The organism is Asaia lannensis NBRC 102526 (assembly GCF_024054035.1).
GTDB classification, from domain to species: Bacteria; Pseudomonadota; Alphaproteobacteria; order Acetobacterales; family Acetobacteraceae; genus Asaia; species Asaia lannensis.
Window position 1 is genome coordinate 177,295 of record NZ_JAMXQU010000004.1, and the last position, 24,703, is coordinate 201,997.

General features: G+C 60.1%; 22 protein-coding genes. 17 read left to right on the plus strand and 5 right to left on the minus strand.

Annotated elements, in window-relative coordinates; genetic code table 11:
* Positions 1–3: 3 nt before the first annotated feature.
* From NF685_RS07575 to NF685_RS07590, 4 genes are read left to right on the plus strand one after another with little or no spacing between them, the layout of a single operon-like run.
* The gene (locus tag NF685_RS07575) at positions 4–957 is read left to right on the plus strand and encodes an ABC transporter permease (protein ID WP_252849192.1); all 954 of its coding nucleotides are present in this window, start codon (positions 4–6) and stop codon (positions 955–957) included.
* Complete coding sequence (locus NF685_RS07580) at positions 954–1,934, plus strand: ABC transporter permease (RefSeq protein ID WP_252849193.1); 981 nt, start codon at positions 954–956, stop codon at positions 1,932–1,934. Before NF685_RS07575 ends, NF685_RS07580 begins: the two co-directional genes overlap by 4 nt.
* Positions 1,924–2,901, plus strand: coding sequence for an ABC transporter ATP-binding protein (locus tag NF685_RS07585; protein ID WP_222546835.1), 978 nt, complete (start codon positions 1,924–1,926; stop codon positions 2,899–2,901). Before NF685_RS07580 ends, NF685_RS07585 begins: the two co-directional genes overlap by 11 nt.
* Positions 2,898–3,833 carry an ABC transporter ATP-binding protein gene (locus NF685_RS07590; protein ID WP_252849194.1) on the plus strand — a complete coding sequence of 312 codons (936 nt, stop codon included), beginning with the start codon at positions 2,898–2,900 and terminating at the stop codon, positions 3,831–3,833. The genes NF685_RS07585 and NF685_RS07590 overlap by 4 nt, the downstream gene beginning before the upstream one ends.
* 123 nt (positions 3,834–3,956) lie before the next feature.
* Here the strand turns inward: NF685_RS07590 and NF685_RS07595 are convergent, their stop codons facing one another.
* Positions 3,957–6,206, minus strand: coding sequence for a TonB-dependent receptor (locus NF685_RS07595; protein ID WP_373317795.1), 2,250 nt, complete (start codon positions 6,204–6,206; stop codon positions 3,957–3,959).
* Positions 6,207–6,540: 334 nt separating this feature from the next.
* Between NF685_RS07595 and NF685_RS07600 the strand changes: the two genes are divergently transcribed.
* Positions 6,541–7,722: an L-dopachrome tautomerase-related protein gene (locus tag NF685_RS07600; RefSeq protein WP_252849196.1), complete on the plus strand. Its 1,182-nt coding sequence runs from the start codon at positions 6,541–6,543 to the stop codon at positions 7,720–7,722.
* 72 nt (positions 7,723–7,794) lie between these two features.
* On the opposite strand, the gene NF685_RS07605 is transcribed toward NF685_RS07600, so the two are convergent.
* The 4 genes from NF685_RS07605 to minC all read right to left on the minus strand — a co-directional run bounded on the left by NF685_RS07605 (position 7,795) and on the right by minC (position 10,086).
* Complete coding sequence (locus tag NF685_RS07605; protein ID WP_222546839.1) at positions 7,795–8,157, minus strand: YidB family protein; 363 nt, start codon at positions 8,155–8,157, stop codon at positions 7,795–7,797.
* A 34-nt stretch (positions 8,158–8,191) separates the two neighbouring features.
* Positions 8,192–8,464 carry a cell division topological specificity factor MinE gene (minE, locus tag NF685_RS07610; protein ID WP_222546840.1) on the minus strand — a complete coding sequence of 91 codons (273 nt, stop codon included), beginning with the start codon at positions 8,462–8,464 and terminating at the stop codon, positions 8,192–8,194.
* Positions 8,461–9,276, minus strand: a complete 816-nt coding sequence (gene minD / locus NF685_RS07615) for a septum site-determining protein MinD (protein WP_222546841.1) — start codon at positions 9,274–9,276, stop codon at positions 8,461–8,463. Before minD ends, minE begins: the two co-directional genes overlap by 4 nt.
* Before the next feature lie 114 nt (positions 9,277–9,390).
* Positions 9,391–10,086, minus strand: coding sequence for a septum site-determining protein MinC (gene minC, locus NF685_RS07620; protein ID WP_252849248.1), 696 nt, complete (start codon positions 10,084–10,086; stop codon positions 9,391–9,393).
* Positions 10,087–10,312: 226 nt separating this feature from the next.
* Between minC and fzlA the strand changes: the two genes are divergently transcribed.
* The 12 genes from fzlA (at position 10,313) to rplA (ending at position 24,493) form a co-directional block, all read left to right on the plus strand.
* On the plus strand, positions 10,313–10,981 hold the full coding sequence (gene fzlA, locus NF685_RS07625; protein ID WP_222546842.1) for an FtsZ-binding protein FzlA: 669 nt from the start codon (positions 10,313–10,315) through the stop codon (positions 10,979–10,981).
* A gap of 16 nt (positions 10,982–10,997) precedes the next feature.
* Positions 10,998–12,176 carry a BaiN/RdsA family NAD(P)/FAD-dependent oxidoreductase gene (locus NF685_RS07630; RefSeq protein WP_252849197.1) on the plus strand — a complete coding sequence of 393 codons (1,179 nt, stop codon included), beginning with the start codon at positions 10,998–11,000 and terminating at the stop codon, positions 12,174–12,176.
* Between the two features lie 217 nt (positions 12,177–12,393).
* Positions 12,394–12,930: a type 1 glutamine amidotransferase domain-containing protein gene (locus NF685_RS07635; RefSeq protein WP_252849198.1), complete on the plus strand. Its 537-nt coding sequence runs from the start codon at positions 12,394–12,396 to the stop codon at positions 12,928–12,930.
* Positions 12,931–13,018: 88 nt separating this feature from the next.
* Positions 13,019–13,264: a hypothetical protein gene (locus NF685_RS07640; protein ID WP_222546845.1), complete on the plus strand. Its 246-nt coding sequence runs from the start codon at positions 13,019–13,021 to the stop codon at positions 13,262–13,264.
* 189 nt (positions 13,265–13,453) lie between these two features.
* A complete protein-coding gene (locus NF685_RS07645) occupies positions 13,454–14,686 on the plus strand; it encodes a DNA recombination protein RmuC (protein WP_373317790.1) in 1,233 nt (410 codons plus the stop codon).
* Between the two features lie 47 nt (positions 14,687–14,733).
* A complete protein-coding gene (locus tag NF685_RS07650; protein WP_222546846.1) occupies positions 14,734–15,459 on the plus strand; it encodes a response regulator transcription factor in 726 nt (241 codons plus the stop codon).
* Complete coding sequence (locus NF685_RS07655) at positions 15,446–16,897, plus strand: sensor histidine kinase (protein ID WP_252849199.1); 1,452 nt, start codon at positions 15,446–15,448, stop codon at positions 16,895–16,897. Before NF685_RS07650 ends, NF685_RS07655 begins: the two co-directional genes overlap by 14 nt.
* A gap of 271 nt (positions 16,898–17,168) precedes the next feature.
* Positions 17,169–20,339, plus strand: coding sequence for an efflux RND transporter permease subunit (locus NF685_RS07660; protein WP_222546847.1), 3,171 nt, complete (start codon positions 17,169–17,171; stop codon positions 20,337–20,339).
* A complete protein-coding gene (locus NF685_RS07665; protein ID WP_252849200.1) occupies positions 20,336–21,619 on the plus strand; it encodes an efflux RND transporter periplasmic adaptor subunit in 1,284 nt (427 codons plus the stop codon). The genes NF685_RS07660 and NF685_RS07665 overlap by 4 nt, the downstream gene beginning before the upstream one ends.
* The gene (locus NF685_RS07670) at positions 21,616–23,259 is read left to right on the plus strand and encodes an efflux transporter outer membrane subunit (RefSeq protein ID WP_252849201.1); all 1,644 of its coding nucleotides are present in this window, start codon (positions 21,616–21,618) and stop codon (positions 23,257–23,259) included. The genes NF685_RS07665 and NF685_RS07670 overlap by 4 nt, the downstream gene beginning before the upstream one ends.
* A gap of 102 nt (positions 23,260–23,361) precedes the next feature.
* Entirely contained in the window at positions 23,362–23,796 is a 435-nt protein-coding gene (rplK, locus tag NF685_RS07675; protein WP_023979014.1) for a 50S ribosomal protein L11, read from the plus strand.
* A 4-nt stretch (positions 23,797–23,800) separates the two neighbouring features.
* Positions 23,801–24,493, plus strand: coding sequence for a 50S ribosomal protein L1 (gene rplA / locus NF685_RS07680; RefSeq protein WP_222546850.1), 693 nt, complete (start codon positions 23,801–23,803; stop codon positions 24,491–24,493).
* Positions 24,494–24,703 lie beyond the last annotated feature (210 nt).

Here is a 24,703-nt window from a genome sequence, read left to right on the forward strand (position 1 = left end):
GACATGAGAGCAGGTGCGTTTCTGCGCGGACGCGGTGCCGTGGCGGCGGCGCTGCTCGTTCTGGCCACGCTCGTGTTCTGTGCTGTGGCTGCGCCGCTCTATGCCCGTGCTGTCGGCGTCGACCCTATGGAGTCCAATCTCGCGGGCACCGTGATGCGTGATGGCGTGGCGCTGGACATCATGCAGGCCAATGACAATCCGCTTCATCTTGGTCTCTCGCCCATCGGTCCTTCATGGCGCTGGGGGGCTTATGCGCTTGGGGCGGATTCACAGGGGCGCGATATTGCAGCCCGTCTGCTTTACGGTGCCCGTTCCTCATTGATCATCGCTTTTACCGCCGCCTGTCTCTGCCTCGTGGCTGCCAGCGTCTGCGGTTTGCTGGCCGGCTACTATGGTGGCTGGATCGATCTCGTTCTGTCGCGTCTGCTCGATATTCTCTGGGCTGTACCGGTCTATCTTTTTGCCATCAGCCTGAGTGTGGTGACTGTCGGCCATGAACTTTCACTTGGGCCGTTCCACCTGCGTGCAGATTCCCTGCTTCTGCCTATCGGCATTATTGCGCTGATTTATGTGCCTTACGCTGCGCGCCCCATACGGGCCCGCACCAAGAGCCTCAAGAACGCTGGCTTCGTTCTGGCGGCGCGCGGGCTTGGGGCTTCCTCCCTCAGGATCGTTCTGCGTGAAATCCTGCCCTCTCTGGCAGAGACCGTGCTCGTTCTCGTTCCGCTGATTATGGCGCTATGTCTTCTGGCGGAATCCGCCTTGTCTTTCCTCAGTCTGGGCGTGCAGGCGCCTGCGGCGTCATGGGGCAGTCTGATCCATGACGGCGAGGGGCTGATCTATAGCCGCCCCGTCGTGGCGATTGCACCGGGACTGGCCATCATCATCACTGTGCTGGCGCTCAATACACTTGGCGATGCGGTTCAGACGGCGCTGCGTGTGCGAGGCAGGCGATGAAGGCCTTTTTCTCACGTCTGGGGCAAATGCTGTTTGTCCTGTTCGGAATTTCCGTTCTGGTTTTCGTCGTGTTTTTTGCGACGCCTGGCTCGGATCCTTCCGCGCGTATCGCCGGGCGTGGAGCAAGCCCGGAAATCGTGCAGCGCGTACGCCATGATTACGGCTTCGACCGGTCACTGCCCGTGCGTTATCTCACGATGATGGATCATCTGTTCGTCTCGCGCGATCTCACATCCTATGTCAATCACGGACAGAATGTGGTGACGGAGGTATTCGATGCCGCACCGGTCACGCTGTCGCTGGTTCTGTGGGCAGCGGTGTTCTGGATTGGCGGGGCACTGTTTTTCGGCATGGTCGGGGCGGTCTGGCAAGGGGGGAGGCTAGACCGACTGGTTTCAGTCCTGGCTCTGATCGGGCTTTCCATTCCGGTTTTCTGGCTGGGCGAGATGGTCAATCTCGTCAGCCAGAGCCGTTTTCACGACAGCTTCCTGTTCCGGTGGGTGCCCCCACTGGGTTATGTTCCGCTCGGCACCAGCGTGACGGGGTGGGCCAGATCCCTCATCCTGCCAGCGCTTACGCTTTCGGTGGCTTTTATCGGCTTGTATAGCCGCGTCCTGCGCACCGATCTGCTGACGGCCATGCAGGATGAGTCGCTACGCACCGCGCGCGCCAAAGGGGTGGGGCCGTGGCGATTATGGTTCTGCCATGCGCTGCGCCTTTCGGGTCTGAGCGCCCTCTCGCTTTTCGGCCTCGATTTTGCACAGCTTCTTGGTGGTGGGGCCTTGCTGACAGAAGTCGTTTTTGCCCTGCCCGGTGTCGGTCACCTGACCTATCAGGGGCTCAGTACGCTCGACCTGCCATTGATCATGGCCACTGTACTTTATGCGGCTTTTTTTGTTGTCATGGCCAATGCCCTGATCGACGGGCTGTATCGTCTGCTCGACCCGCGTATCGGGGGGGGATCGCATGGGGAGTGAGCCCCTTCTGTCGCTTCATGATGTGCGACTGCGCCACCCTGCTGCAGGCATGTTGCTCGATGGCGTGTCGCTTACCCTGCGGCGTGGACAGATTCTTGGCGTCGTGGGTGAGTCCGGGTCGGGCAAGAGTCTGACCGGTCTCAGCGTGCTCGGGCTTCAGCCCGCCGGGGAAATGAGCGGTCGCCTCCATTTCGACGGGCAGGATCTTTGCGCGTTTCGCGGACGTGACTGGCAGCGCTTTCGTGGAAGACGCGCCGCCATGATCTTTCAGGACCCGATGACTGCCTTTCTGCCGGTAAGGCGCATAGGCGCGCAGATTGTCGAGCAGATCAGGCTACATCTTCCGCTATCGAGACGTGAGGCGCATGCCCGAGCGGTCGGTTTGCTTGCCCGTATGGGCGTTCCATCGCCGGAACAGACAGCCCGGCGCTTTCCGCACGAGTTATCGGGGGGATTGCGCCAGCGCGCCATGATCGCAATGGCAATTTCATGCGAACCGGAGCTGTTGATTGCCGATGAACCGACGACAGCGCTCGATGTCACCGTTCAGGCGCAGATCCTTACCCTTTTGCGTGAAATCGGGGAGAGAGAGGCCAGCGTCATGCTCATCACTCATGATATGGGGGTCGTTGCGCAAAGCTGTACGGATGTCGCGGTGCTCTATGGGGGCGTGGTGATCGAGACAGGTCCGGTGGCATCCGTGCTCTCTGCGCCCCTGCATCCGTACACACAAGCCCTGCTGCGAGCCATACCGCCCCTTGATGGCCCGCGCCCTGACACCCTTCCCGTGATCGACGGGTCGCCTCCATCGCCACAGACCCGTCCCTCCGGTTGCGTGTTTGCTCCACGTTGCCCGCATGTGTCGTTGCCCTGTCAGACACGCCCTGCCATGCGCAGGGCCGGGGCGGTATCTGCAGGCGCATCAGGGGAGGGAGCACATGAGGTTGCCTGCGTGCTTTACCCATGACCGATCTTCTCAAGGCCGATAACGTGTCGCGCAGCTATCGTCTTGGCAACGGCAAGGCGCTGCGTGCAGTCGACGGCGTGTCCATAACGGTGGCACGTGGCGAGACCTTGGCGCTAGTCGGTGAGTCGGGATGTGGAAAATCCACGCTTGGCCGCCTGATGATGGGGTTCGACAGGCCTGACGAAGGCCACGTGCTTTTTGACGGGCAGGATTTTGCCCGGCTCAGGCCTCGTGCACAGCGCAGCCTGCGAAGTCGTATCCAGATGGTTTTTCAGGATTCCGGCTCGTCCTTCAACCCGCGCTGGACGATTGGCAGCGCGCTTGCTGAACCTTTTCGCATTCATCGCCGTAAGGTTTCCCCAGAGATATTGACCGCGCTGCTGGAGCGCGTCGGTCTGTCGGGCAGTTTTCTGGATCGCTATCCGGGAGCGCTTTCGGGCGGGCAGCGCCAGAGGCTCAATATAGCGCGCGCGATTGCGCTCTCTCCTCAGGTAATTGTGGCGGATGAGCCGGTATCCGCGCTCGACGTCTCGGTTCAGGCCCAGATCGTCAACCTGTTACGGCGACTTCAGGCCGAGATGGATCTCGCCTGCCTGTTCATTTCGCATGATCTCGTTGTCGTCAGGCAGATTTCGGACCGCGTTGCGGTCATGTATCTGGGATCGATCGTGGAGCAGGGAGAGACCCTCTCCCTGCTGGCGCAGCCGCTCCACCCCTACACGCGTGCACTCGTTGAGGCTGTGCCCCAGCCCGGTAAAAGTCTTGCCATGCCTCTGCAGGGCGATGTTCCAAGCCCTCTTTCGCCACCCGATGGATGCCGGTTTCATCCACGCTGTCCGATCGCGCAAGTGCGTTGTGCGCGCGAAAGACCGGTGCTCTTGCGGCATGAGACCGGGCGTGATGTGGCCTGCCATTATCCTCTGATCGACTGACGCGATCCTCAGGATGGAATGCCCCTAGGGGCCGGTGTTGAAACCTGTAGCGTCAAGGGCGGTCGCCTCCGGGTGCTGGGGGTTTCAGGCCCGGCCTTTTTGCTGAGTTGGCCGGGGCGTCGATCAGAAGCGTTGCGAAATGCCGGTCAGGATTGTGCGGCGCAGACCGTATTGGGGTGCGCCGACGCCGATGCCGGAGCCATCGCGTATCTGATAGGTCTTGTCGAACAGGTTCAGGACATCGAGACGCAGTTCGGTGCGCTTGAGGAAGGGCACTTGGAACAGGTCGCGGAAGGACTGGACCAGAGAGAGGTTGAACGTGGCGTAGATCGGCACGGAGCGCCCGTTGGGGACGGTGCCATCGGCACGCAGGCCGCTGCCATAGACCATCGATGCCGAAACGCGTGTCGGGTGGCCGGTGCGATAGAAGAAGGAATAGCTACCGCCTGCCGAGGCCGTCCAGCGCTGGTCATGATCAAGATGGATCCAGCGATGCTGGATATAGGCGAGGTCATCCGGGTCCATCGTCCACTGGGCAGTGGTGATGTCCTTGCCGATGGCGCGCGACCATGAGGCATTGCCATAAAGCGAGAGCGGACCATGTTCGTAATTGGTCGAGAGTTCGTAGCCGTTCACCTGACCGCGGCGGTAGTTGAAAGCCGAGAGAATGATCGGCGCACCGAACTGGCCTTCATCGATCATGTTCTTGGCAAGCTTCACATAGGCGTCGAAAGAGGCGTGCCAGCCCGGCAGGAGAGACTGCGTCACGCCGGCATCGAAATAATGATCGCGCTCGGCTTTCACCGTGTTGTTCTGGAGTGTCTGGGGCTCGTTCGAGGTGCCGACATATTTGCCCAGCGACGTGTTGGCGACCAGTTCGAAGGGCGGCGGCGTGAAATAGCGCGAATAGCCGGCATGCAGCACACCGCCACGCCATGCACGCCAGACAATATTGATACGCGGGCTGACCTGTTTCGAATGGGTGTACTCGTCCACACCATCGAAGCGCAGACCGTAATTGATGGTGAGATTGCGCACGGGGCGCCATTCGTCCTGCGCATACAGTCCATACATCCAGCCTGTACGACCGCTGCCATCATGCACATTGGTGGTCGATCCATCATAGATCGGCGTGCCGTCATCCTCGGCACCGGTCTGCTGATAGACGATGGAATCGGTCTTGGAGGTATTGCGCTCCACATAGACCTGATAGCCGAAACGCACCGTATGCTGTCGATTGGCGTGCCATGTCACATCGGTTTGCGAGCCCGTTGAGAAGACAGAACGTGCGGCGTGCTGGCTGATCCCGTTATAGACCAGATCGCCAAGCGGATCGGGGGAATAGCCCAGCGATGAGTAGCGCGCGATGACCGAACTCTGCAGGCTGACCTTGCCCATGTCCTTTTGCAGGGAGAGAATGCCGAAATCGGTGATTTCTTTCTGGCGCTCATTCAGGCTGGCGCTGTCGACGCTGCCATAGACCTGCTGGGACAGGGAGGAATCGAGAAAGCTCGGATTGGCAAACTGACGCTGCTGGCCCGGATTGTTGGGCAGCTGATACTGCGCGTTCGAAACGCCGCCGGTCAGGCTGATACGTGTGTCTTCGTCCGCCGTGTAACGCAGGTGACCCAGCGCATGGTACTGATTGCTCAGGTCATGGATCGGGTTGAAGCTCGATGTCGGGTTTTCGACCCCGACCCGGTTATGAACGAAATCGCCCGTTGCGAAGTAATCCCATTTCCCCGCATGGCCACCATATTGCAGTGACGGGAAGAAATAGTCGCGCGCACCACCATAGATCGAGGCATCACCACCCGGATCGGCACTACCATTCTTGGTTGTGATATCGATTACACCGGCCTGAAGGAAACCGTATTCGCTGGGCAGCGCGCCGGTGGTGAGCGAGGCAGAATGGGCAAAGCGTGTCATGAGCGCCTGACCGAAAACGCTCAGCCCTTCAGGCAGCTGTACGCCATCGAGGCGGAATTGTACCTCGTTATGATCGCCGCGCACATGGATCTGGCCGAAGCTGTCCTGTGCGACGCCAGGCGCCTGAAGCAGCAGGGTGTTGAGCGGCGCGTTATCGCCGCCCGGATTGTTTTCGATATCACGACGCGTGAAACGATAGGTGGTCGCACCGGTCGAGGATTGCAGCGACGAACGTATTTCGTCGAGGCGCGCATTGACGAGGATGTGCTCCTCATGAGTCGCATTGACTCCCGCGTCCTTGCTATCGCCTGAACTGTCGAACGAGGTACGCGACTGGGAATCGGAACTGGCAGCGGCGCTTTTGCTGCTGCCGGGAGACGTTGTTTTCGTATCCGATCCGGACACGGCGGGCGTGCTTTTCGCCACGCCACTTGTCGTCGCCATGTCGGCGCTCTGGGCACGGGCGGGCAGGGTCAGGGCGATGACCGAGCAAGACAGGAACAGGCTGGTCGACCACAGGGATCGGGGAGACATCATCACTATCCAACAGGCTGGGTGCGGAACAAATCGTCTCCGTTCCTATTTCGTATGATATAACATAACAACTGATTAATAAGGGGGTAACAAGCCTTGTTGCAGACTGTGACAAAAAGGCGACAGGGGCGCGGGTGCCCCGTTCCAGAATGGATAGTTCCATAAAAGAGCGTTTAACTGCGAAGCCCATCTGGCTTGACGGCGTTTCATTCCCGTTCGCTCCGATAAAGCCGAGGTCGCTTTCATGAAACGCCGGTCTTTTCTCACTGCTGCCTCCTGCGCCCCGGTCCTCGGTCTTGCAGGTCCGACTCAGGCGGCAGGTAATGCCGATGACGGTACTGGATCGTCAGGCACGTTCGATATCGTCGCCGAATTTGTCGGTCCGGGCCCGTCGGGCGTAGCGGTCTTGCCCGATGGACGGATGTTCGTCAGTTTTCCGCGCCACGCCGATAATCATGCCGGGGCGACGCTTGGTGAAATCAGGGACGGCACTGTTGTACCTTACCCCTCCGCAGCCTTGAGCCTGCCTTCGGAGCGTGCGCCCGAGGACCGTCTCATGTCGGTCCATGGTATCGCTCATGATTCCGCGGGGCGATTATGGGTGATCGATGACGGGAAGCTGGCAGGTCACGATATCCCCCAGGGGGCTGCCAAAATTCTGTGCATCGACCCGGCAAGTAACAGTGTCGTTCATAAAATACTGCTCGAAGCGCCGGTCATGCTTGCGAACAGCCATATGAACGATCTGCGTGTCGCCCTGTCTGTCGGGGTGAAAGGCACCGTGTTCGTGACGGACTCATCTTTCGGCACCGAGCCTGCCCTGATTGTGGCCGATATTGCGACCGGACGCACGAAGCGCGTTCTGGCCCATCATCCATCGACCCAGCCCGTATCGGGCTTCATGGCCATCGTCGAGGGTGAGCCAAGGCGTTATATTCCCCATCATCCCCAGATGGTGTCGGGTGGTGCAGACGGTATTGCGCTCCTGCCGGATGAATCGCGCCTTTATTATGCTCCCCTGACCAGCCGGCGTTTGTACAGTATTCCGACCCGTATCCTCGCAGACCAGAGCCTCGATGACGAAGCGCTTGGCGGGCAGGTACGCGATGAGGGAGAGAAGGGGACAGCAGACGGGCTGTGTTTCGACCATCTCGGGCATCTGTACACGACGAATTACGAGCATGACTGCATTTTGCGTCGTGATCCCGACGGGGCTTTTTCCATAGCGGTCAGAGATTCGCGCATTCTGTCTCCGGACGGTATCTGCGCGACTCATGACTGGATCTATTGCACGCTGGGCCAGTGGAACCGGCTGCCATCGTTCAATGAGGGGCAGAACCGGCGCAGACCGCCTTATCTGCTGATCCGTTTCCCCGTCGTACCCGGGGTGCCGCTGAATGCCGTGCCGGGAAAATCGGGGGGCTAAAACGACGAAAGCCGGATCGGGGGTCCGATCCGGCTTTCGTTGAGATAAGCAGGCACTGCCCGAGGGCAGAAATCAGCCTGTAGTGGTTGGCTGGTCGCCCTCACTCGTGTGATGGTCGACGACACCAGGCAGAAACTGGGCGAGGGCCGGGAGCAGGGCCCCTGCCGGAAGACCGGTTTTCGAGACGAGCATCTGGACCTGTTCGTCAGTGAGCAGCGCACGAAGCTCGTCAGCGGTGATCGGCAGATTCTCGCCGGAGCCAATCCACGAGCGTACCTTGTCTTCCAGACCAGCACGGCGGGCCTGCTCGACAAGGGTCTGGATGCCCTGTTCGCTGGTGAGATACTCACCGATGCTTCCGCCCAGCTTGTCCTTGAGCTTGTCGCCCACGGATCCGAGGGCAGAATTGATCATCGAACCGAAAAAACCGCTCAAACCCTGTCTCCAGTCTTTGCGCCATCCTGTTATCTCAGGACAGGCGTCGTGTATCCTTGTCGATCTGCGGCATCTCGATATCGATTTCGAGCATCGAGCACCCGTCGAGACCGCCATCGAGCTTGACCTGAACCTTGTCCTGATCGACCGCCACATGACGCTTGATCACTTCGAGGATCTCACGATGTAACTGATTGATCAGTTCCGAGTTGCCATTTCCCGTGCGCTCATGGGCCAGCAGGATCTGGAGGCGATCGCGTGCGACAGCGCTGGTGTTGCGCTTCGTGAGAAAACCGAACAGGCTCATGCGACCCTCTTCTTGAACAGCCAGTCGAGGATGCCCTTGCGCTCAAGCGGAACCTGGATCTCGATCTTCTCGCCCTGAAGGCGACGTGCTGCATCGAAATAGGCACGCGCCGGAGCGGATTCCGGGTTCGACAGCGTAACGGGAGCCCCCACATTCGATGCGCGAAGCACTTCTTCGCTTTCGGGAATGATGCCGAGCAGCGGGATTGACAGAATTTCGAGCACGTCCTCGGTGTTGAGCATCTCGCCTCTGGCGGCACGGGACGGGTCGTAGCGGGTCATGAGAAGATGCTTCTCGACCTTCTCGCCGTTCTTGGCCTTTTCGGTGGTGCTGTCGAGCATGCCGATAATGCGGTCGCTGTCGCGTACCGAGCTGACTTCCGGATTGGTCACGACGACAGCGACATCGGCATGATACATGGCCATCTGTGCGCCACGCTCAATACCGGCCGGGCTGTCGCAGATGATCCAGTCGAATTTTTCGCGCAGCTCTTCGATGACCTTGGCCACGCCTTCAGCGGTCAGGGCATCCTTGTCGCGTGTCTGCGACGCAGGGAGGATCGAGAGGGTCTCGCAGCGCTTGTCGCGGATCAGCGCCTGGGCAAGCTTCGCATCGCCCTGAACGACATTGATGAAATCGAACACGACGCGCCGCTCGGCACCCATGACGAGGTCGAGGTTTCGCAGACCGACGTCGAAATCGATCACCACGACATTCTGACCCGACTGAGCGAGCGCGGCACCCAGTGCTGCCGTCGTGGTCGTCTTGCCGACCCCGCCCTTACCGGATGTGACTACCAGCACCTTAGCCATGTGCGCTCCACTAGAACTTTGACGGATACCGACGCATTTGTGATCATGCGAATGATTTCAATACTAATGACGAATGGGTACACGCCGCAATCGGCTAGGCGCAAATAGTTCCATTCAGCCCAGTTTTATCACGCTCACCCGGTCATCGCTCAGCATGGCCTGGGCAGGCTGGTCGTAAAGCGCTGCCTCCATTTCCTCGGCGATCATATAGAATCCATCGATGGCGAGCAGTTCTGCCTGCATGCGGCTGGCAAAGATGCGTGCGCCCGGCTGGCCGCCAACGCCCGCAATGGCGCGGCCACGCAAGGCGCCGTAAACATGCACGGAGCCCCCGGCGATCAGTTCTGCCCCCGATGCGACCGAGCCGATGACGATAATATCGCCATCGAGATGCATGATGCTCTGTCCAGAACGTATGGCGCGATCGACGATCAGGCTTTCGGCCCGTTCCGGGATGGCCAGCTCTGGCGCAGGAGCGTCGGTCTCTGCTTCGGGGAAATCGACTGCGCCGCTGGCGCGTCCGCCTTCGAGCGTAGCGGGCCAGTCCCAGGTCTCGAGCTGTGTCCAGCTGCGATCGGCACCTTCAAGGCCGATCATATGGATCCCGCGTGCAGTCAGGGCTTCCTGAAGTGCGTCCAGCCCTTCGGTATCCTGCGCTACCAGTCCAAGATCGAGTATGACGGGCCGTCCGGCGAAAAAGCCGACCGAACGCGCGATCTGGGCGTCAAGGCCTGTCAGCCAGTCCGCGAGCGGGGCTTCGGGGGACAGCACCAGCGCCAGAAAGGAGCGTCCGCGCGCCCTGATACGCATGGGGACAGGATTGGCCGGAGCGTGACCGGCAGGATCGTGACTGGTAGAAGCGTGACTGGCAGGCGCATGACCGGCAGCAGCCTCACTGGGGGCGAACTCTGTTTCGGCGCTGTTCGTCTGGTCTGTCATCTTGTGGGGGTGCTCTGCAGGCTCAGGGTCGAAATAGGGGCGATGGAGCGATGCAGCTCTCTTGCTTCACGACCGGGCAGACGGATAAGAATGCTGCATGCGCATTCTCTATCATCTGCCGCTCTCGCCGCAAAGCCGTCAGGTCAGGCTCGTTCTCGCCGAGAAACGGTTACCCTATGAGCCCAAGACGGAAAAGGTCTGGGAAAACCGCCCCGATTATCTTGCGCTCAATCCGGCGGGCGACGTGCCGCTTCTCGTCGAGGAAAACGGGCTGTCGATTCCGAATGCCTGGGTGATCTGCGAGTACCTTGAAGAGGCCTATCCCGACACACCACTCATGGGGCGCACCCTGGCAGAGCGTGTCGAGGTGCGCCGTCTGATGGCGTGGTTCGAAGGCAAGTTCGGCCATGAGGTATCGCGCAATCTGCTGGGAGAGAAGGTCGACAAGCGTCTCGCGGGGCGCGGCAATCCCGATGGGACGGCCCTGCGTGCGGGTTATGCCAATATGCGCTTTCACCTCGATTACATCGGCTGGCTGGCAGAGACGCGTCAGTGGCTGGCGGGCAACATGCTTTCGATGGCCGATTTTGCCGCCGCCGCCCATTTGTCCTGCCTCGATTATATCGGCGATATCGACTGGTCCAAGGCACCTGCTGCGAAGGACTGGTATGCGCGCATGAAATCACGTCCCAGCTTCCGCTCGCTGCTCAATGACAGGGTGAACGGGTTCAATCCGCCTGCGCATTACGCCGATCTTGATTTCTGAACTTCCGGAACAATTAATGAACCCTATCTACGATGCCGTCATTCTGGGGGCAGGGGCTGCCGGTCTCATGGCGGCAGCCACGGCACGCAAGGGTGGGGCATCGGTGGCGGTGCTCGACCATTCGGCAGAACCGGGCCGCAAGATCCTGATATCGGGCGGCGGCCGCTGCAATTTCACCAATCTCGATGCGCGTGCCGAGAATTTCCTTTCAGCCAATCGTCATTTCATGCGCTCGGCGCTTGCCGGCTATACCCCGCGCGACTTTCTGGCTCTGGTCGAGCGTCACGGTATAGGCTGGCAGGAAAAGGCAGAGGGTCAGCTTTTCTGTGCGGAATCCGCCCGGGATATCGTGACCCTTCTGCTGCGTGAGGCGGAAGGTTGTGCGCTTCATCTCGATACGCGCATCCAGGCTGTCAGCCAGGGTGACGTATTCTGTGTGCAGACCGATCGCGGCGAGATACGCGGCCGTAATCTCGTGCTTGCAACAGGCGGCCTGTCGATCCCCAAACTTGGGGCCAGTGATCTTTCCCTGCGTCTGGCGCGCCAGTTCGGCCTCGATGTGGTTCAGCCAATGCCGGGACTCGTTCCGCTGACCCTCGAAACACCCTTGCCCGATCTGGCCGGTGTGTCGCTGCCGGTGCGTGCCAGTTTCGGTAAGACAGGCTTTACCGATGGAATGGTGTTTACCCATCGCGGTCTGTCTGGCCCTGCAATCTTGCAGATATCTTCCTATCAGCAGGGCCCGCTCGATGCGCCGCTGATCGACATGATGCCCGGCAAGGACGCGCGCGACGTCCTTGGAGCCATCAAGAAAGCACGGCCCCGGGCAGAGCCCGCGTCGCTGCTGGCCGATCTGCCACAGCGTCTCGCCCGCCATATCGCGTCCAACAGCCTGTCCGATCTCGACTGCACGCTGGCCAACCTGCCGGACAAGCGTATTGCCATGCTCGCTGCACAGATCACGGCATGGCGACCCAGGCTTTCGGGAACGGAAGGCTATGCCAAGGCGGAGGTCATGAAGGGCGGAATCGACACACGTGCCCTTTCCTCCAAAACGATGGAAGCGCGCGACGTTCCGGGGCTGTTCGCGATCGGGGAAGCCGTGGACGTAACAGGATGGCTGGGCGGGTATAATTTCCAGTGGGCCTGGTCCAGCGGTGTGGCTGCGGGACGCGCCATCGCATCGCGACACTAGGACGGATCGTCTCGTTATCCGTCCCGCGTCCTGTCTCCGCGAGTGTTGAAACCGGGCTCCGGGCCGCGGTGCGGAGCTGGAATGGCGCGGTTAATTTTCGAACCCGGGCTCACTGTCTGCGTCATGGCTGAATCGTCATGTGCCGATACGCGGCTCTGTATTTCCGGGTCACACCGGAATGACGGAGCGATGGCGCATCGGATCGGAGGAGTATGTCATGAGCCAGTGTGTTGCCATTCTCGCCACGAACGGGGTCGAGGAATGCGAGCTTGTCGAGCCCCGGCGTGCGCTCGAAGCAGCAGGGCTGAAAACCGTGCTGGTGTCTCCCCACAAGGGAGAAATCCAGGCCATGAAGGGCGACGTTCACCCGAGCGCAACACTCAATGTCGATGCAAGCGTCGGTGAAGCTGCCGACATGGAATTTGCGGGTATCGTTCTTCCGGGCGGCACCACCAATCCAGATGCCCTGCGTATCGACGAAGCTGCGGTCGCGTTTCTTCGTGGTTTCGTGGCCCAGAACAAGCCTATTGCGAGCATCTGTCACGGGGCATGGACACTGATCGAGGCTGGGGGAGTTAAGGGGCGTACGCTCACCTCCTGGCCATCGCTCCATACGGACCTGCTCAACGCAGGCGCACACTGGGTGGACCGTGAAGTCGTGGTGGACGGCAATCTGGTTACATCGCGTAACCCCAACGACCTGCCGGCTTTCTGCAAGGCGGTCATTGCGCAATATCGTGACGAAACCGCCTGAAATCTGCCTTGTTTCCGTGTCGTTTTAAGGAATGACACATATGATCCCGGTTTATCTGGGCTCGAACTGCAACAGGAAAGGTAAAACCATGCCGCGACCCACTTCCATCAGGCGATCGGCCCGTGTTCTTGGCGGTATCGCCGGTCTTTTACTGCTCGCAGCATGCGAGGGAACTGCGGCACCCGGGCCTACGCCGCCGGGCACGCAGGTGGTTGGCTATGGTTATACCTGCAAGGCCGGAATCTATACCTGCAAGATGCCGACCCAGGTGCCGTTGGGTAATCCCTGCTCATGCCCCGGCATAGGCGCTGCGTCTTACGGCAATATCCACTAACGACACATCCGGCGGCGCCGTCGCCTGATCGAACGTTGCCTTGTCGAGCCATGGAGAGAGATCCTGCGATCCTTCTCCATGGCTTTTTTCGTTCCGCCACCTCTTTTTGTGAAGGTGCCGGGTTTGCAGGAAACGGCTTTTCCGATTCCTGATTCGTTCCTATAGAGAGGGGAGAACACGGAGCCCGCTTTGTCTCAGGATTTCTTCAGTTTTTTCCCCTGGCTGGTCGCTGTTCTGGCGCTGGCTGTTGCAGTTTTTCTCTGGTCCCGCCTGTCGCGCCGCGGGACGGACCGCGATCTTTTGTCCCGTATCTATGTGCTGCTCGAACGCGAGGCCGCCGAACGCGGTAGCGGGCTCGACTTCCAGCGCAAATCGTTGATGGAGATGGAGCGTGCCTTATCTGCCCGTCTGGAGCAGCAGCGCAGCGATGTGACCGATCGCCTCGCCACGCTGAGCCATCGCCTCGGTCAGGAAATTGCCGAGACACGTCTCGCTCAGGCCGAGATGCTGCGTGACATGATGCGCGAAAACGCGGAACAGCTGGTGCAGATCAGGGCCTCGGTCAGCGAGCAGCTTCATGTCACCGTCGAAAAGCAGATGCAGACCTCATTCCAGCGCGTGGTTGAGCAGTTTTCTGCGATGCAAAAGGCGATTGGCGAAGTGTCCGCGGTCACGGCGCAGATTGGCGATCTGAAGCGTCTTTTCGGCAATGTGAAAACGCGTGGCGGGTGGGGAGAGGCGCAGCTGCGCGCCATACTCGACGATATCCTGCCCACAGGCTCCTACGACAGCAATTACCGGATCGGCGATGGTGGCGAAGTGGTCGAGTTCGCGCTGCGCATGCCGGTACGCAGCGCGACACCGCCCCGTCTGGCTATAGACAGCAAATTTCCGACCGAGGCCTATGAGCGTCTGATCGATGCTGTGGATCGCGCCGATCAGGGCGCAGAGCGTATCGCACGCCGTGCGCTCGATAATGCCGTGCGTCTTGAGGCGCGCAAGATTGCCGAAAAATATATCCATCCACCGCTGACGGTCGAGTTCGCCGTGCTCTATCTGCCCACCGATGGGCTCTACATGGAGGTCGCGCGCATACCGGGGCTGATCGATGAAGTCGGGCGTGTGCATCGCGTGATCGTCATGGGGCCGTCTCTCATTCCCGCGCTGCTTCGCACAGTCCATCTCGGTTATGTAACCCTTTCTCTGGAAGAGCGTACCGATGCCATCGCGCGGCTTCTGGGTCTGACCCGTCAGGAAATGCTGCGTATGGATGGCGTTCTGGAGAAGCTGTCGCGCGGTGCGGGGGCCATGAGCAACACGATCGAGGAAGCGAGACGGCGTACCCGCGTTCTGGGACGCAAGCTGCGCGGACTTGACGGACAGGTTCCGGACGACGACCTTGAAGCACTGGATGAGCTTTAAGCGAAATTTACTATCGAAACCGGGCGGCTTTAGGCAGAACTGACAGCATGACACCAGAACAAAGTCTCTCTTCTGTTTTGCCCGATGCGCCTTCCAAGGCCCGTATCCTTTTCGTCGAGGATGACGATACACTGGCGAAAGAAGTGGTTGAGGAACTGGCTGCGCGCGGCTTTGCCGTTTCCCATGTTTCGACCGGTCAGGCCGGGCTGGAGGCTGCGACGAGCGAGACGTTCGATCTGATGGTGCTCGACCGCATGTTGCCGCTGCTCGATGGGCTTTCGGTGATCGAGAAGCTGCGTAACCAGAATGTTCACTCGCCCGTGCTGGTGCTTTCCGCCCTTTCTGCGGTCGATGACCGTGTGACGGGACTCAAGGCGGGGGGTGACGATTATCTCACGAAGCCTTTCGCCATGGATGAGCTTGTGGCGCGTATCGAGGCGCTGCTCAGGCGCCCCAACGACACGCGCGCGACCACCCTGCGTGTGGGGCCGCTCGACATGGATCTGATCGATCGTACCGTTACGCGTGAGGGGCGCGATATCGAGCTGCTGCCACGCGAGTTCCGTCTGCTGGAATATCTGATGCGCAGGCCCAATCAGGTGCTGACGCGCACCATGCTGCTCGAGGATGTCTGGAATTACCGGTTCATTCCGCAGACCAATCTTGTCGACGTCCATATCGGCAAGCTGAGACGCAAGGTCGATGGGGCAGGGGAAACACCGCTGATCCACAGTATCCGGGGATCGGGGTTCATGCTGCGTGTCGCTCTCTGACAATCCGCGCTTTGGCGTTTTCCGTACGGCCACATTCCGACTGACGCTGGCTTTCGTGGCCGCCATCATCGGCGGCATGGTGCTGCAGTTCGTTCTGCTTTTCGTGCAGATGACGCATTTCGAGGCCGAACGGTCGAGCGGCATCCTGCATCGGGAAGCCGAGGTTCTGGTGCAGGAAACACCCGAGAGGCTGGAATATCAGGTGCGCGAACGCGCCAGCAACGAGCTGCGTGTCGTCATCAACTGGGTCGGGTTGTTCGACGGGCATTATCATCATATCGCGGGCGACCTCAAAACGTGGCCCGAGGGTCTGGCCGTCGATGGCAAGGTGCATCGTCTGACGCTCTCACCAACCGACGATGCGCCGTACGAGATGCGTTTTCTGGCCGTGAAGGTGCCGGGCGGCCGTATTCTGGTTTTGGCCCATTCGCTCCATCTTCTGTCCGAACTGCACTTCATGATCAGGCGCGGCGCGTTGCTCTCCGTGTTTCCTGTAGTCATGTTTGCTCTGCTGACTGGCGTGGTGCTCAGCCATCGTGCCTTGGCGCGGGTGAAAACCATGCATGAGGCGATCGACCGTATCATGCAGGGCGATGTGCATGAGCGTCTGCCTGCGGCACGTGAGCGTGACGAGCTTGAGCGTCTCGCAGGCTCGGTCAACCGTATGCTCGACCGGCTCGAATATCTGATGGATGAGATACGCGATGTGGGTAACGATATTGCCCATGATCTGCGCACGCCCCTGTCGCGTGTCAGGGCAAGGCTGGAGCGTGCCACGTCAAGTCCGCACGATGCCGAGTATCTGAATTCGGTGATCGAGCGCGCGACGATGGATCTCGACCAGTGTTTTTCCGTCATTACGGCACTTCTGCGCATTGGCGAGATCGAGAACGGCCGTCGACGGGCGGGTTTCGCGCTGGTCGATCTGGGCGATCTCGTGGCCGATATCGTCGATCTTTATGAGCCGATTGCCGAGACCAACGGGCTGGAACTGACCAATACGGTACCGACCACCTCGGCAGTGACAGGCCCGGGCCGGGCTGTGGAGCGGACATCTGAAACGATGGTCACCTTCGGCGATCGCGATCTTCTGGTCGAGGTTCTGGCCAATCTGCTCGATAACGCCATGAAATTCACACCATCCGGTGGGCGTGTGACGGTTTCCGCCATTCCGGGGCCGGGTGTGATTCATCTGCGTGTGGCTGATACCGGTATCGGTATTCCGGAGGCGGAACGAGAAGCCGTTCTCGGACGTTTCTACCGGTCGGACAAAAGCCGCCACGTGCCCGGAAGCGGGCTCGGGCTCAGTCTCGTCATGGCCATTCTGAGGCTGCATGGTGTCGAACTGGCCATCACCGATGGAGACGGACCGGCTGAGGCGCCGGGCTGCGCTTTCGATATGGTGTTTCAGGTATCGGTCGACCCCGAAGCTGCCTGAGCTGTCCCGTATTGCCTCTCCCTCCAGGGCAGGGAGAGACGTGCGGGACAGGCTCGGGATGGGCTTGCGCTATGTGACAGAGCGATGAAAGGTCGTTCCAGAACGGAACTTAAAAGGAATTTTCCTTGTCGCCCCCCGGGGTATTTGTATTTCTGGCCGTAACAGGAAAAGGAATCTCCTTGATGATATCGGGAAACGGATGGGGACTCCTCATGCCGGGGTTTGAGCTCAGGCGAAGAGCGGCCTCCATGCTGGGTTACGGGATGACTATATGAACCAGGTTGTCGTTACCGCGCTGAAGCGGCCCTATACCTTCGTTGTCCTGTCCATCTTCATCGTGATTTTCGGCGTCAGATCGGTCATCAAGACACCGACCGACGTCTTTCCGAACATCAATATTCCCGTCGTGGCGATTGTCTGGTCCTATCTGGGACTGATGCCGGAGGATATGTCGGGCCGCGTCGTTTATTATTACGAACGGACCCTGACCACCACCGTCAACAATATCGAGCATATCGAGAGCGGATCCTATTACGGTCGCGGTATCGTCAAGGTCTATTTCCAGCCCGGGACCGATACCTCCGTCGCGCAGACACAGATCACGTCTGTGTCGCAGACGGTCATCAAGCAGCTGCCGACCGGAGCGACCCCACCGCTTATTCTGGCCTATAATGCCTCATCCGTGCCGGTGCTTACGCTGCAGATCAATTCGGATAACCTGAACGGGTCCGAACTGTACAACATGGCGTCCAATCTGATCAGACCGCAGCTGATTTCGGTGCCCGGCGTGTCGATCCCGAACCCTTATGGCGGTCTTGCGCCCTATATCACGGTCGATATCGATCCTTCCAAGCTGATGGCGCATAACCTGTCGGCGGTGGATGTCAGTACGGCGCTGAACAAGCAGAATATCGTGCTGCCCGCAGGCGATCAGCGTATCGGGCCGTTCGATTACATGGTGCGCACCAACGCCCAGCCGCGAGAGGTCGAGACCTTCAACAACCTGCCGATCAAGCAGGTGGGCAATGCCGTGGTCTATCTGCGCGATGTGGCTCATGTGCATCGCGGCGGTCCGCCACAGGCCAATATGGTGCTGGTGAAGGGCCGTCAGGCCGTCATGATGGTCATCATGAAAAGCGGCGATGCCTCGACACTCGATGTCGTGGCCGGTGTGAAAAAGCTGCTGCCTCAGGTGATCGAAACGCTGCCCAAGGGCACGAGCATCAAGATCCTGACCGATGCATCCGGCTTCGTGAAGGATTCGGTCGAGGACGTGGTGCGCGAAATGATCATCGCCGCCCTGCTGACATCGCTGGCCGTGCTGCTCTTTCTGGGTTCGTGGCGCTCGACCCTTATCGTTGCGACTTCCATTCCGCTGGCCATTCTCTGTTCGGTCATCGGGCTCAGTCTTGCCGGTCAGTCCATCAACGTGATGACGCTGGGCGGTCTTGCGCTGGCGGTCGGTATTCTCGTCGATGACGCCACCGTCATGATCGAGAATATCGATGCCCATCTCGAGATGGGCAAGGATCTGGAAATGGCCATCATCGATGCCGCCAACCAGATTGTTATCCCGACTTTCGTCTCGACGACCTGTATCTGTATCGTCTGGCTGCCGCTCTTCGAACTGACCGGTGTGGCGGGCTGGCTGTTCATGCCCATGGCCGAGGCCATTATCTTCGCCATGATCGCCTCGTTCATCCTGTCGCGAACGCTGGTGCCGACCATGGCCAACTGGATGCTGGCAGCTCAGGTTGCTGCCCATGCGCATGGTGATGACGGCAAGGAGCCGGGCTTCTTCGGACGTTTCCAGCGCGGCTTCGAGAGCGGGTTTTTCCGCTTTCGCGAGCGCTATAAAATCGTACTCTCCGGGCTGATCGCGGAAAGAAAGAAATTCGTCCCGTTCTTCATGGGGGTATCGATCCTTTCTTCGGGTCTTTATTTCTTCGTCGGCGAGGATTTCTTTCCTGAAATCAAATCCGGCACGCTCCAGCTCCATATGCGCGCACCGATCGGAACGCGCCTTGAGGAATCCGGCAAGATCTCTGTGCTGATCGAAAAGAAGATGCACGAGATCCTGCCCGGCCAGATCGATGCCGTGCTGAACAATTGCGGTCTTCCTTTCTCCCAGCTCAATCAGGCTTTCATTCCGACGCCCACAGTGGGAACGGAAGACTGCGACATCACGGTTTCGCTGAAGAACGATGAGAGCCCGACCGCCGAATATCGCCGCAAGATACGCGCTGGGCTGATCGAGGCCTTTCCCGGAACGCAGGTTACATTCCAGCCTGCCGATCTGACGGCAAAGATCCTTAATTTCGGTCTTCCGGCGCCACTTGATGTGCAGGTGGTCGGGCGCGACCTGTACGGCAATTTCGCCTTCGCCAAGAAGCTGCGACGCAAGCTCGCGTCCATTCCGGGCATTACCGATGTTGCCATCCAGCAGCCCATGACCCAGCCGACGCTAAGCATCAATGCCAAGCGCAGCTTTGCTCTGGGTACCGGTATCACGGAGCAGGATATTGCGCAGAACGCGCTTGTGGTGCTCTCGGGCAGCGCGCAGGTCGGTCAGGTCTATTACCTGAACAGTTCCGGCGTGGCGCAGCTGATCGACGTGCAGACGCCGGCCAATTATCTCCAGACACTCAACGATCTGAAGACCGTGCCGGTCGATCGGGGCGATGGTAATCCGACCAATGTGCAGCCGCAGCTTCTCGGTGCGCTGTCGCAGATCGAACAGACAGGCACACCTGCCGAAGTCGCGCATTACAACATCATGCCCGTCTTCGACATTTACGCTTCCAATGAGGATATCGATCTCGGCACAGTCGCCAAATCGGTCCAGCGCGTTGCGGATTCCATGAAGTCCGAGCTGCCGCGCGGCTCGCATCTTGTGGTGCGCGGTCAGGCGGTGACCATGACAGATGCGTATTCGCAGCTGATCGTCGGTCTCGCGATGTCGATCACGCTCGTCTATCTGATCATCGTCGTGAACTTCCAGTCCTGGCTCGATCCGTTCGTGATCATCACGGCGCTGCCTGGAGCGCTTGGCGGTATCGCCTGGAGCCTGTTCCTGACGCATACATCGCTTTCCGTGCCAGCCCTGACCGGTGCGATCATGTGCATGGGTACCGCCACGGCCAATGCCATCCTTGTGGTGTCCTTCGCGCGTGAGCGTATGGAGGTCCATGGCGATGCGCTTAGGGCCTCGCTCGAAGCAGGTTACGAGCGTATGCGCCCCGTGCTGATGACAGCGCTCGCCATGATTATCGGCATGGTGCCGATGTCCATGAGCAATTCCGATAACGCGCCGATCGGCAAGGCCGTGATCGGCGGTCTAATTGTTGCAACCGCGGCGACGCTCCTGTTCGTCCCCTGTGTTTTTGCCATTGTCCATTACAGAAAGCCGCGTGAACGCGGAGATGAGGGAGCCCACGCATGACCCAGCACCCGACAACAGGTGCCGAGCACAACCGCAAGCGGGGCCGCCTTATCATCCTGATCGTTCTGGGCGTGGCGGTTCTCATCGCCGCCTGGGGCATTATCGGGCGCTCGATGCATTACAGCACCCTGCGCGAAGAGGCCGACGACAACGCGCGCGCGCGTGTCAGCCTGATCAACCCTCAGCCCGGCCCTGAAGTGCGTCATCTGGACCTGCCTGCCAATCTGGCAGCCTGGTATCAGGCGCCAATCTATGCGCAGGTCTCCGGCTACGTGAAGATGTGGTACAAGGATTACGGTGCCCATGTGAAATCGGGCGAGCTTCTTGCCGAGATCAGTACGCCGAGCCTCGATGCGCAGTACGAGGCCGCAAAGGCCAACTACAACGTGGTACTTGCACGCTACAAACTGGCTGTAATTACAGCCAAGCGCTGGGCGGACCTGCGCGATACGCAGGCGGTGTCCCGTCAGGAGGTCGACGTTCAGGCAGCCAATGCGGCGGCGCAGAAGGCGCAGGTCGACCAGGCACAGCATGAAGTGGAGCGTTATGAGGCGCTGGAAAACTTCAAGCGTATCGTGGCGCCCTTCGATGGCATCGTGACATCGCGTCTCGTCAATGTGGGCGATTACGTCAATGCAGGTGGTGGTGATGTGAACGCACGCGGCAACGCGTCCGAACTGTTCACCGTGGCCGATACGCACCGTATGCGCGTGTTCGTTGCAGTCCCGCAGGATTACGCCGCGGTGATTTCGGACAAGCTGGCAGCCAAGCTGACCCTGCCTCAGTTCCCGGGGCGCGTGTACGATGCGAGCTTCCTTGCCACGGCACAGGCATTCAATGCCGCTACGCGTACGGTGACGACCGAGCTTGAGCTGGATAACAAGGACGGATCTCTCTGGCCGGATTCCTATGCGACAGCCCATTTCACGGCACCGGGCGAGCCGGGCGTGCTGATCGTGCCGGTCAACAGTCTGATTTTCCGTGCCCAGGGCACGCAGCTGGCCACGGTCATCGACAATCATGTTCATCTGATCGACGTGAAGACCGGCATCAATTATGGAATGACGATCCAGATTCTGGGCGGTGTTTCTGCCAAGGATCAGATTGTGGCCAATCCGACGGCCGACATGCTGGAAGGGGATGAGGTCAAGGTGGTGGCAGCGACACGTGGCTATAACGATGTGACGGCAGCCCCGCGCAAGAATGTGGCGCCTGCGCCGCGTCTGCACGCAGCAGAAGACGATGACGGCGGAAGCAACGAGAACGGGGCGCGTCGATGAGGGCACGTTCCACACGCCGTGCCCTGCGCGGTGGCATTGCCGGGGCCGTATTCTGCCTGACGCTACTCTCGGGCTGCGATCTGGCCCCGAAATACGAAGCCCCGAAATTCATCTATCCCGATGGATGGAAAGGGAAGGGCGTCCTCGTGGACGGCAGGCCCGCCGATGATGTGCCCAAGGGCAAATGGTGGGAGGTCTTTCACGACCCCCAGCTGAACGCCCTTGAAGAAAAAATGCTGGCGTCGAATCCGGACCTTCAGGCCCAGGCCGAAATCTTCACCCAGTCACGCGACATCGCGCGTGAGACGGAAGCCCAGCTTGCACCGCAGCTCAATGGCTCGGCAGGCATGTCGAACAACAAGACATCGCTCACCCGTCTGTGGCGTGGGGCCAATGCCAATTCGCCCACGACTGAATCGAGCGTGTTCTATAGCGGTGCTGCGACATGGGAGCCCGATTTCTTCAGTCGCATCCGCAATTCGACACGTATGCAGAAGAACATGGCGCAGGCGAGTGCTGCCGATTACGCCAATCTGCGTCTGATGCTCGAAGCGGAGCTGGCGTCGAACTATCTCGGTTTGCGTGGGCTCGATGCGCAATATGCCGTCTATGACGACTCGATCAGCTATTATCAGACGGCAGTAAAAATCACGCGCCTGCGTCAGGCCGGGGCGATTGCGGCCGGACTCGACGTTTCGCGTGCCGAAAACCAGCTTTTCGCCACCATGGCTGCTCAGAGCAATGTTAGGGCGCAGCGTCAGGTGCTCGAACATGCCATTGCGGTCATGGTCAATACCGTTCCGGGCAGTTTCCACATCACTCCGGCCAAGGGGCCCTCGCTGCCTTACGCAACCCTGCGTATTCCGGCAGGGCTGCCCTCCCAGCTTCTCGAGCGACGTCCGGACATTGCTTCTGCCGAACGCAATCTTGCTGCCAACAGCCGGGCGATCGGTGTGGCGCGCGCCGCTTTCTACCCCGATGTCACCTTCAGTCTGAACGGTGGCTTCATGAATAACGGCTTCGACCTTGCCAGCCTTGGCAACTCGATGTGGAGCTACGGTGTGCAGGCGGTCGAGCCGCTCTTTACCGGCGGTTTGCGTCGTGCGGCGCTGCAGCGGGCCTGGGCGCAGTATCGCGAGAGCGCGGATCATTACCGTTCGACGGTATTGTCGGCTTTCCAGGACGTCGAGGACGGCCTGTCCCAGACGGCCGCATTTGCGGATCAGCAGAGGCAGCAGACCGAGGCGGTCGATGCCGCCCTGCGTACGCAGCGTATGACCATGGCGCTGTATACGGGTGGGTTGACCAACTATCTCGATGTGGTTGTGGCGCAGCAGGCAGCCCTTGTGGCGCGCGTCGATGCGGTTCAGGCGCAGACCATCCAGCTGCAGGCGAGCGTCAGACTGATCAAGGCTCTGGGCGGGGGCTGGGATCGCGCGGCCCTGCCTTCCGTCAAATCGATCGATCCGTTCGGTGTGTTGCAATATGACGGTCTGCACCATCCGCGTCCTGCAGGTGATGTGGACACGCGTACAGGGCCACAGGACCGCAATCTGACAGGTGTGGCCCCGGTAGCTAAGCCTACCCCTGCGGTCTCGCCGCTCACGAAAGACTTGACAGCCCCGTCTGCGGGGCGGTAAGGGGCCGCTCCCATTCGGAACGCGGGAGAGGCGGTGCGATCGCAGGATCGGTAACGCCTCACTGGAACCGCGGTTCGGGCAAACCATTGAGGAGTCCCGGATATGGCCAAAAAAGTTGTTGGCTACATCAAGTTGCAGATCCCGGCAGGCAAGGCGAATCCTTCGCCGCCAGTCGGTCCGGCCCTGGGTCAGCGCGGCCTGAACATCATGCAGTTCTGCAAAGAGTTCAACGCCAAGACGCAGACTCTCGAGCCCGGCATGCCGATCCCGGTTGTCATCACGGCTTATGCAGACCGTACGTTCAGCTTCGTCACCAAGACCCCGCCGAACACCTACTTCCTGCTCAAGGCCGCCAAGGTCTCCAAGGGCAGCCAGACGGTCGGCAAGGCTGCCGCTGTCGGTTCTGTCACGACCGCGCAGCTGCGCGAGATCGCTGCAGAGAAGTTCAAGGATATGAACGCCAATGACATCGACGGCGCTGTGCGCATGCTGGCCGGTTCGGCCAAGTCGATGGGTCTGAACGTGGTGGAGGGCTGATCCTATGGCCAAGAACAAGAGGCTGAACGCTGCCCGCGCTACGGTCGACACTGACAAGCAGTACGATCTGGCCGCTGCCGTCGCTCTGGTAAAGAGCAATGCCAAGGCGAAGTTCGACGAGACGATCGAAATCGCGCTGAACCTCGGTATCGATCCCCGCCATGCCGACCAGATGGTCCGTGGTCTGATCTCGCTGCCGAACGGCACGGGCAAGACCCTGCGCGTTGGCGTGTTCGCTCGTGGCCCCAAGGCTGAAGAAGCCAAGGCAGCCGGTGCGGAAGTCGTCGGTGCGGAAGATCTGGCCGAGAAGATCCAGAACGGTGAAATCGAGTTCGATCGCTGCATTGCGACCCCGGACATGATGGCGCTGGTCGGTCGTCTGGGTAAGATCCTCGGCCCGCGTGGCCTGATGCCGAACCCCCGTCTGGGCACGGTGACCATGGACGTGAAGGGCGCCGTTCAGGCAGCCAAGTCCGGCCAGGTCGAATACCGCGCCGAGAAGGCCGGTATCATTCACGCCGGCGTCGGCAAGGCTTCCTTCGGCGAAGACAAGCTGGTCGAGAACATCAAGGCGCTGGTCGATGCCGTCCAGAAGGCTCGTCCGACCGGTGCCAAGGGCACCTATCTGAAGAAGGCAGCCCTGTCTTCCACGATGGGCCCGGGTGTGCGCGTCGACGTCGCGACGTTCGCAGCCTGATTTGAGAGATGACACTGCGTGGCTTTGCCATGCAGTGGCGCAGGGGCGGAAAGCCTGCTTTCCGCTTCCGAACCTGTCCGAGACCGGGCGTGCTGCCTCAAGGGGTAGTCTAAGGGGTTCCGTGAGGGGCCCGCGAGCGGGAGACGGGGCGCCAGCGAACAGGGTAGGGAAACCTGCCGGTGATGCTGGGTTCCGATTGAATGGACAGGC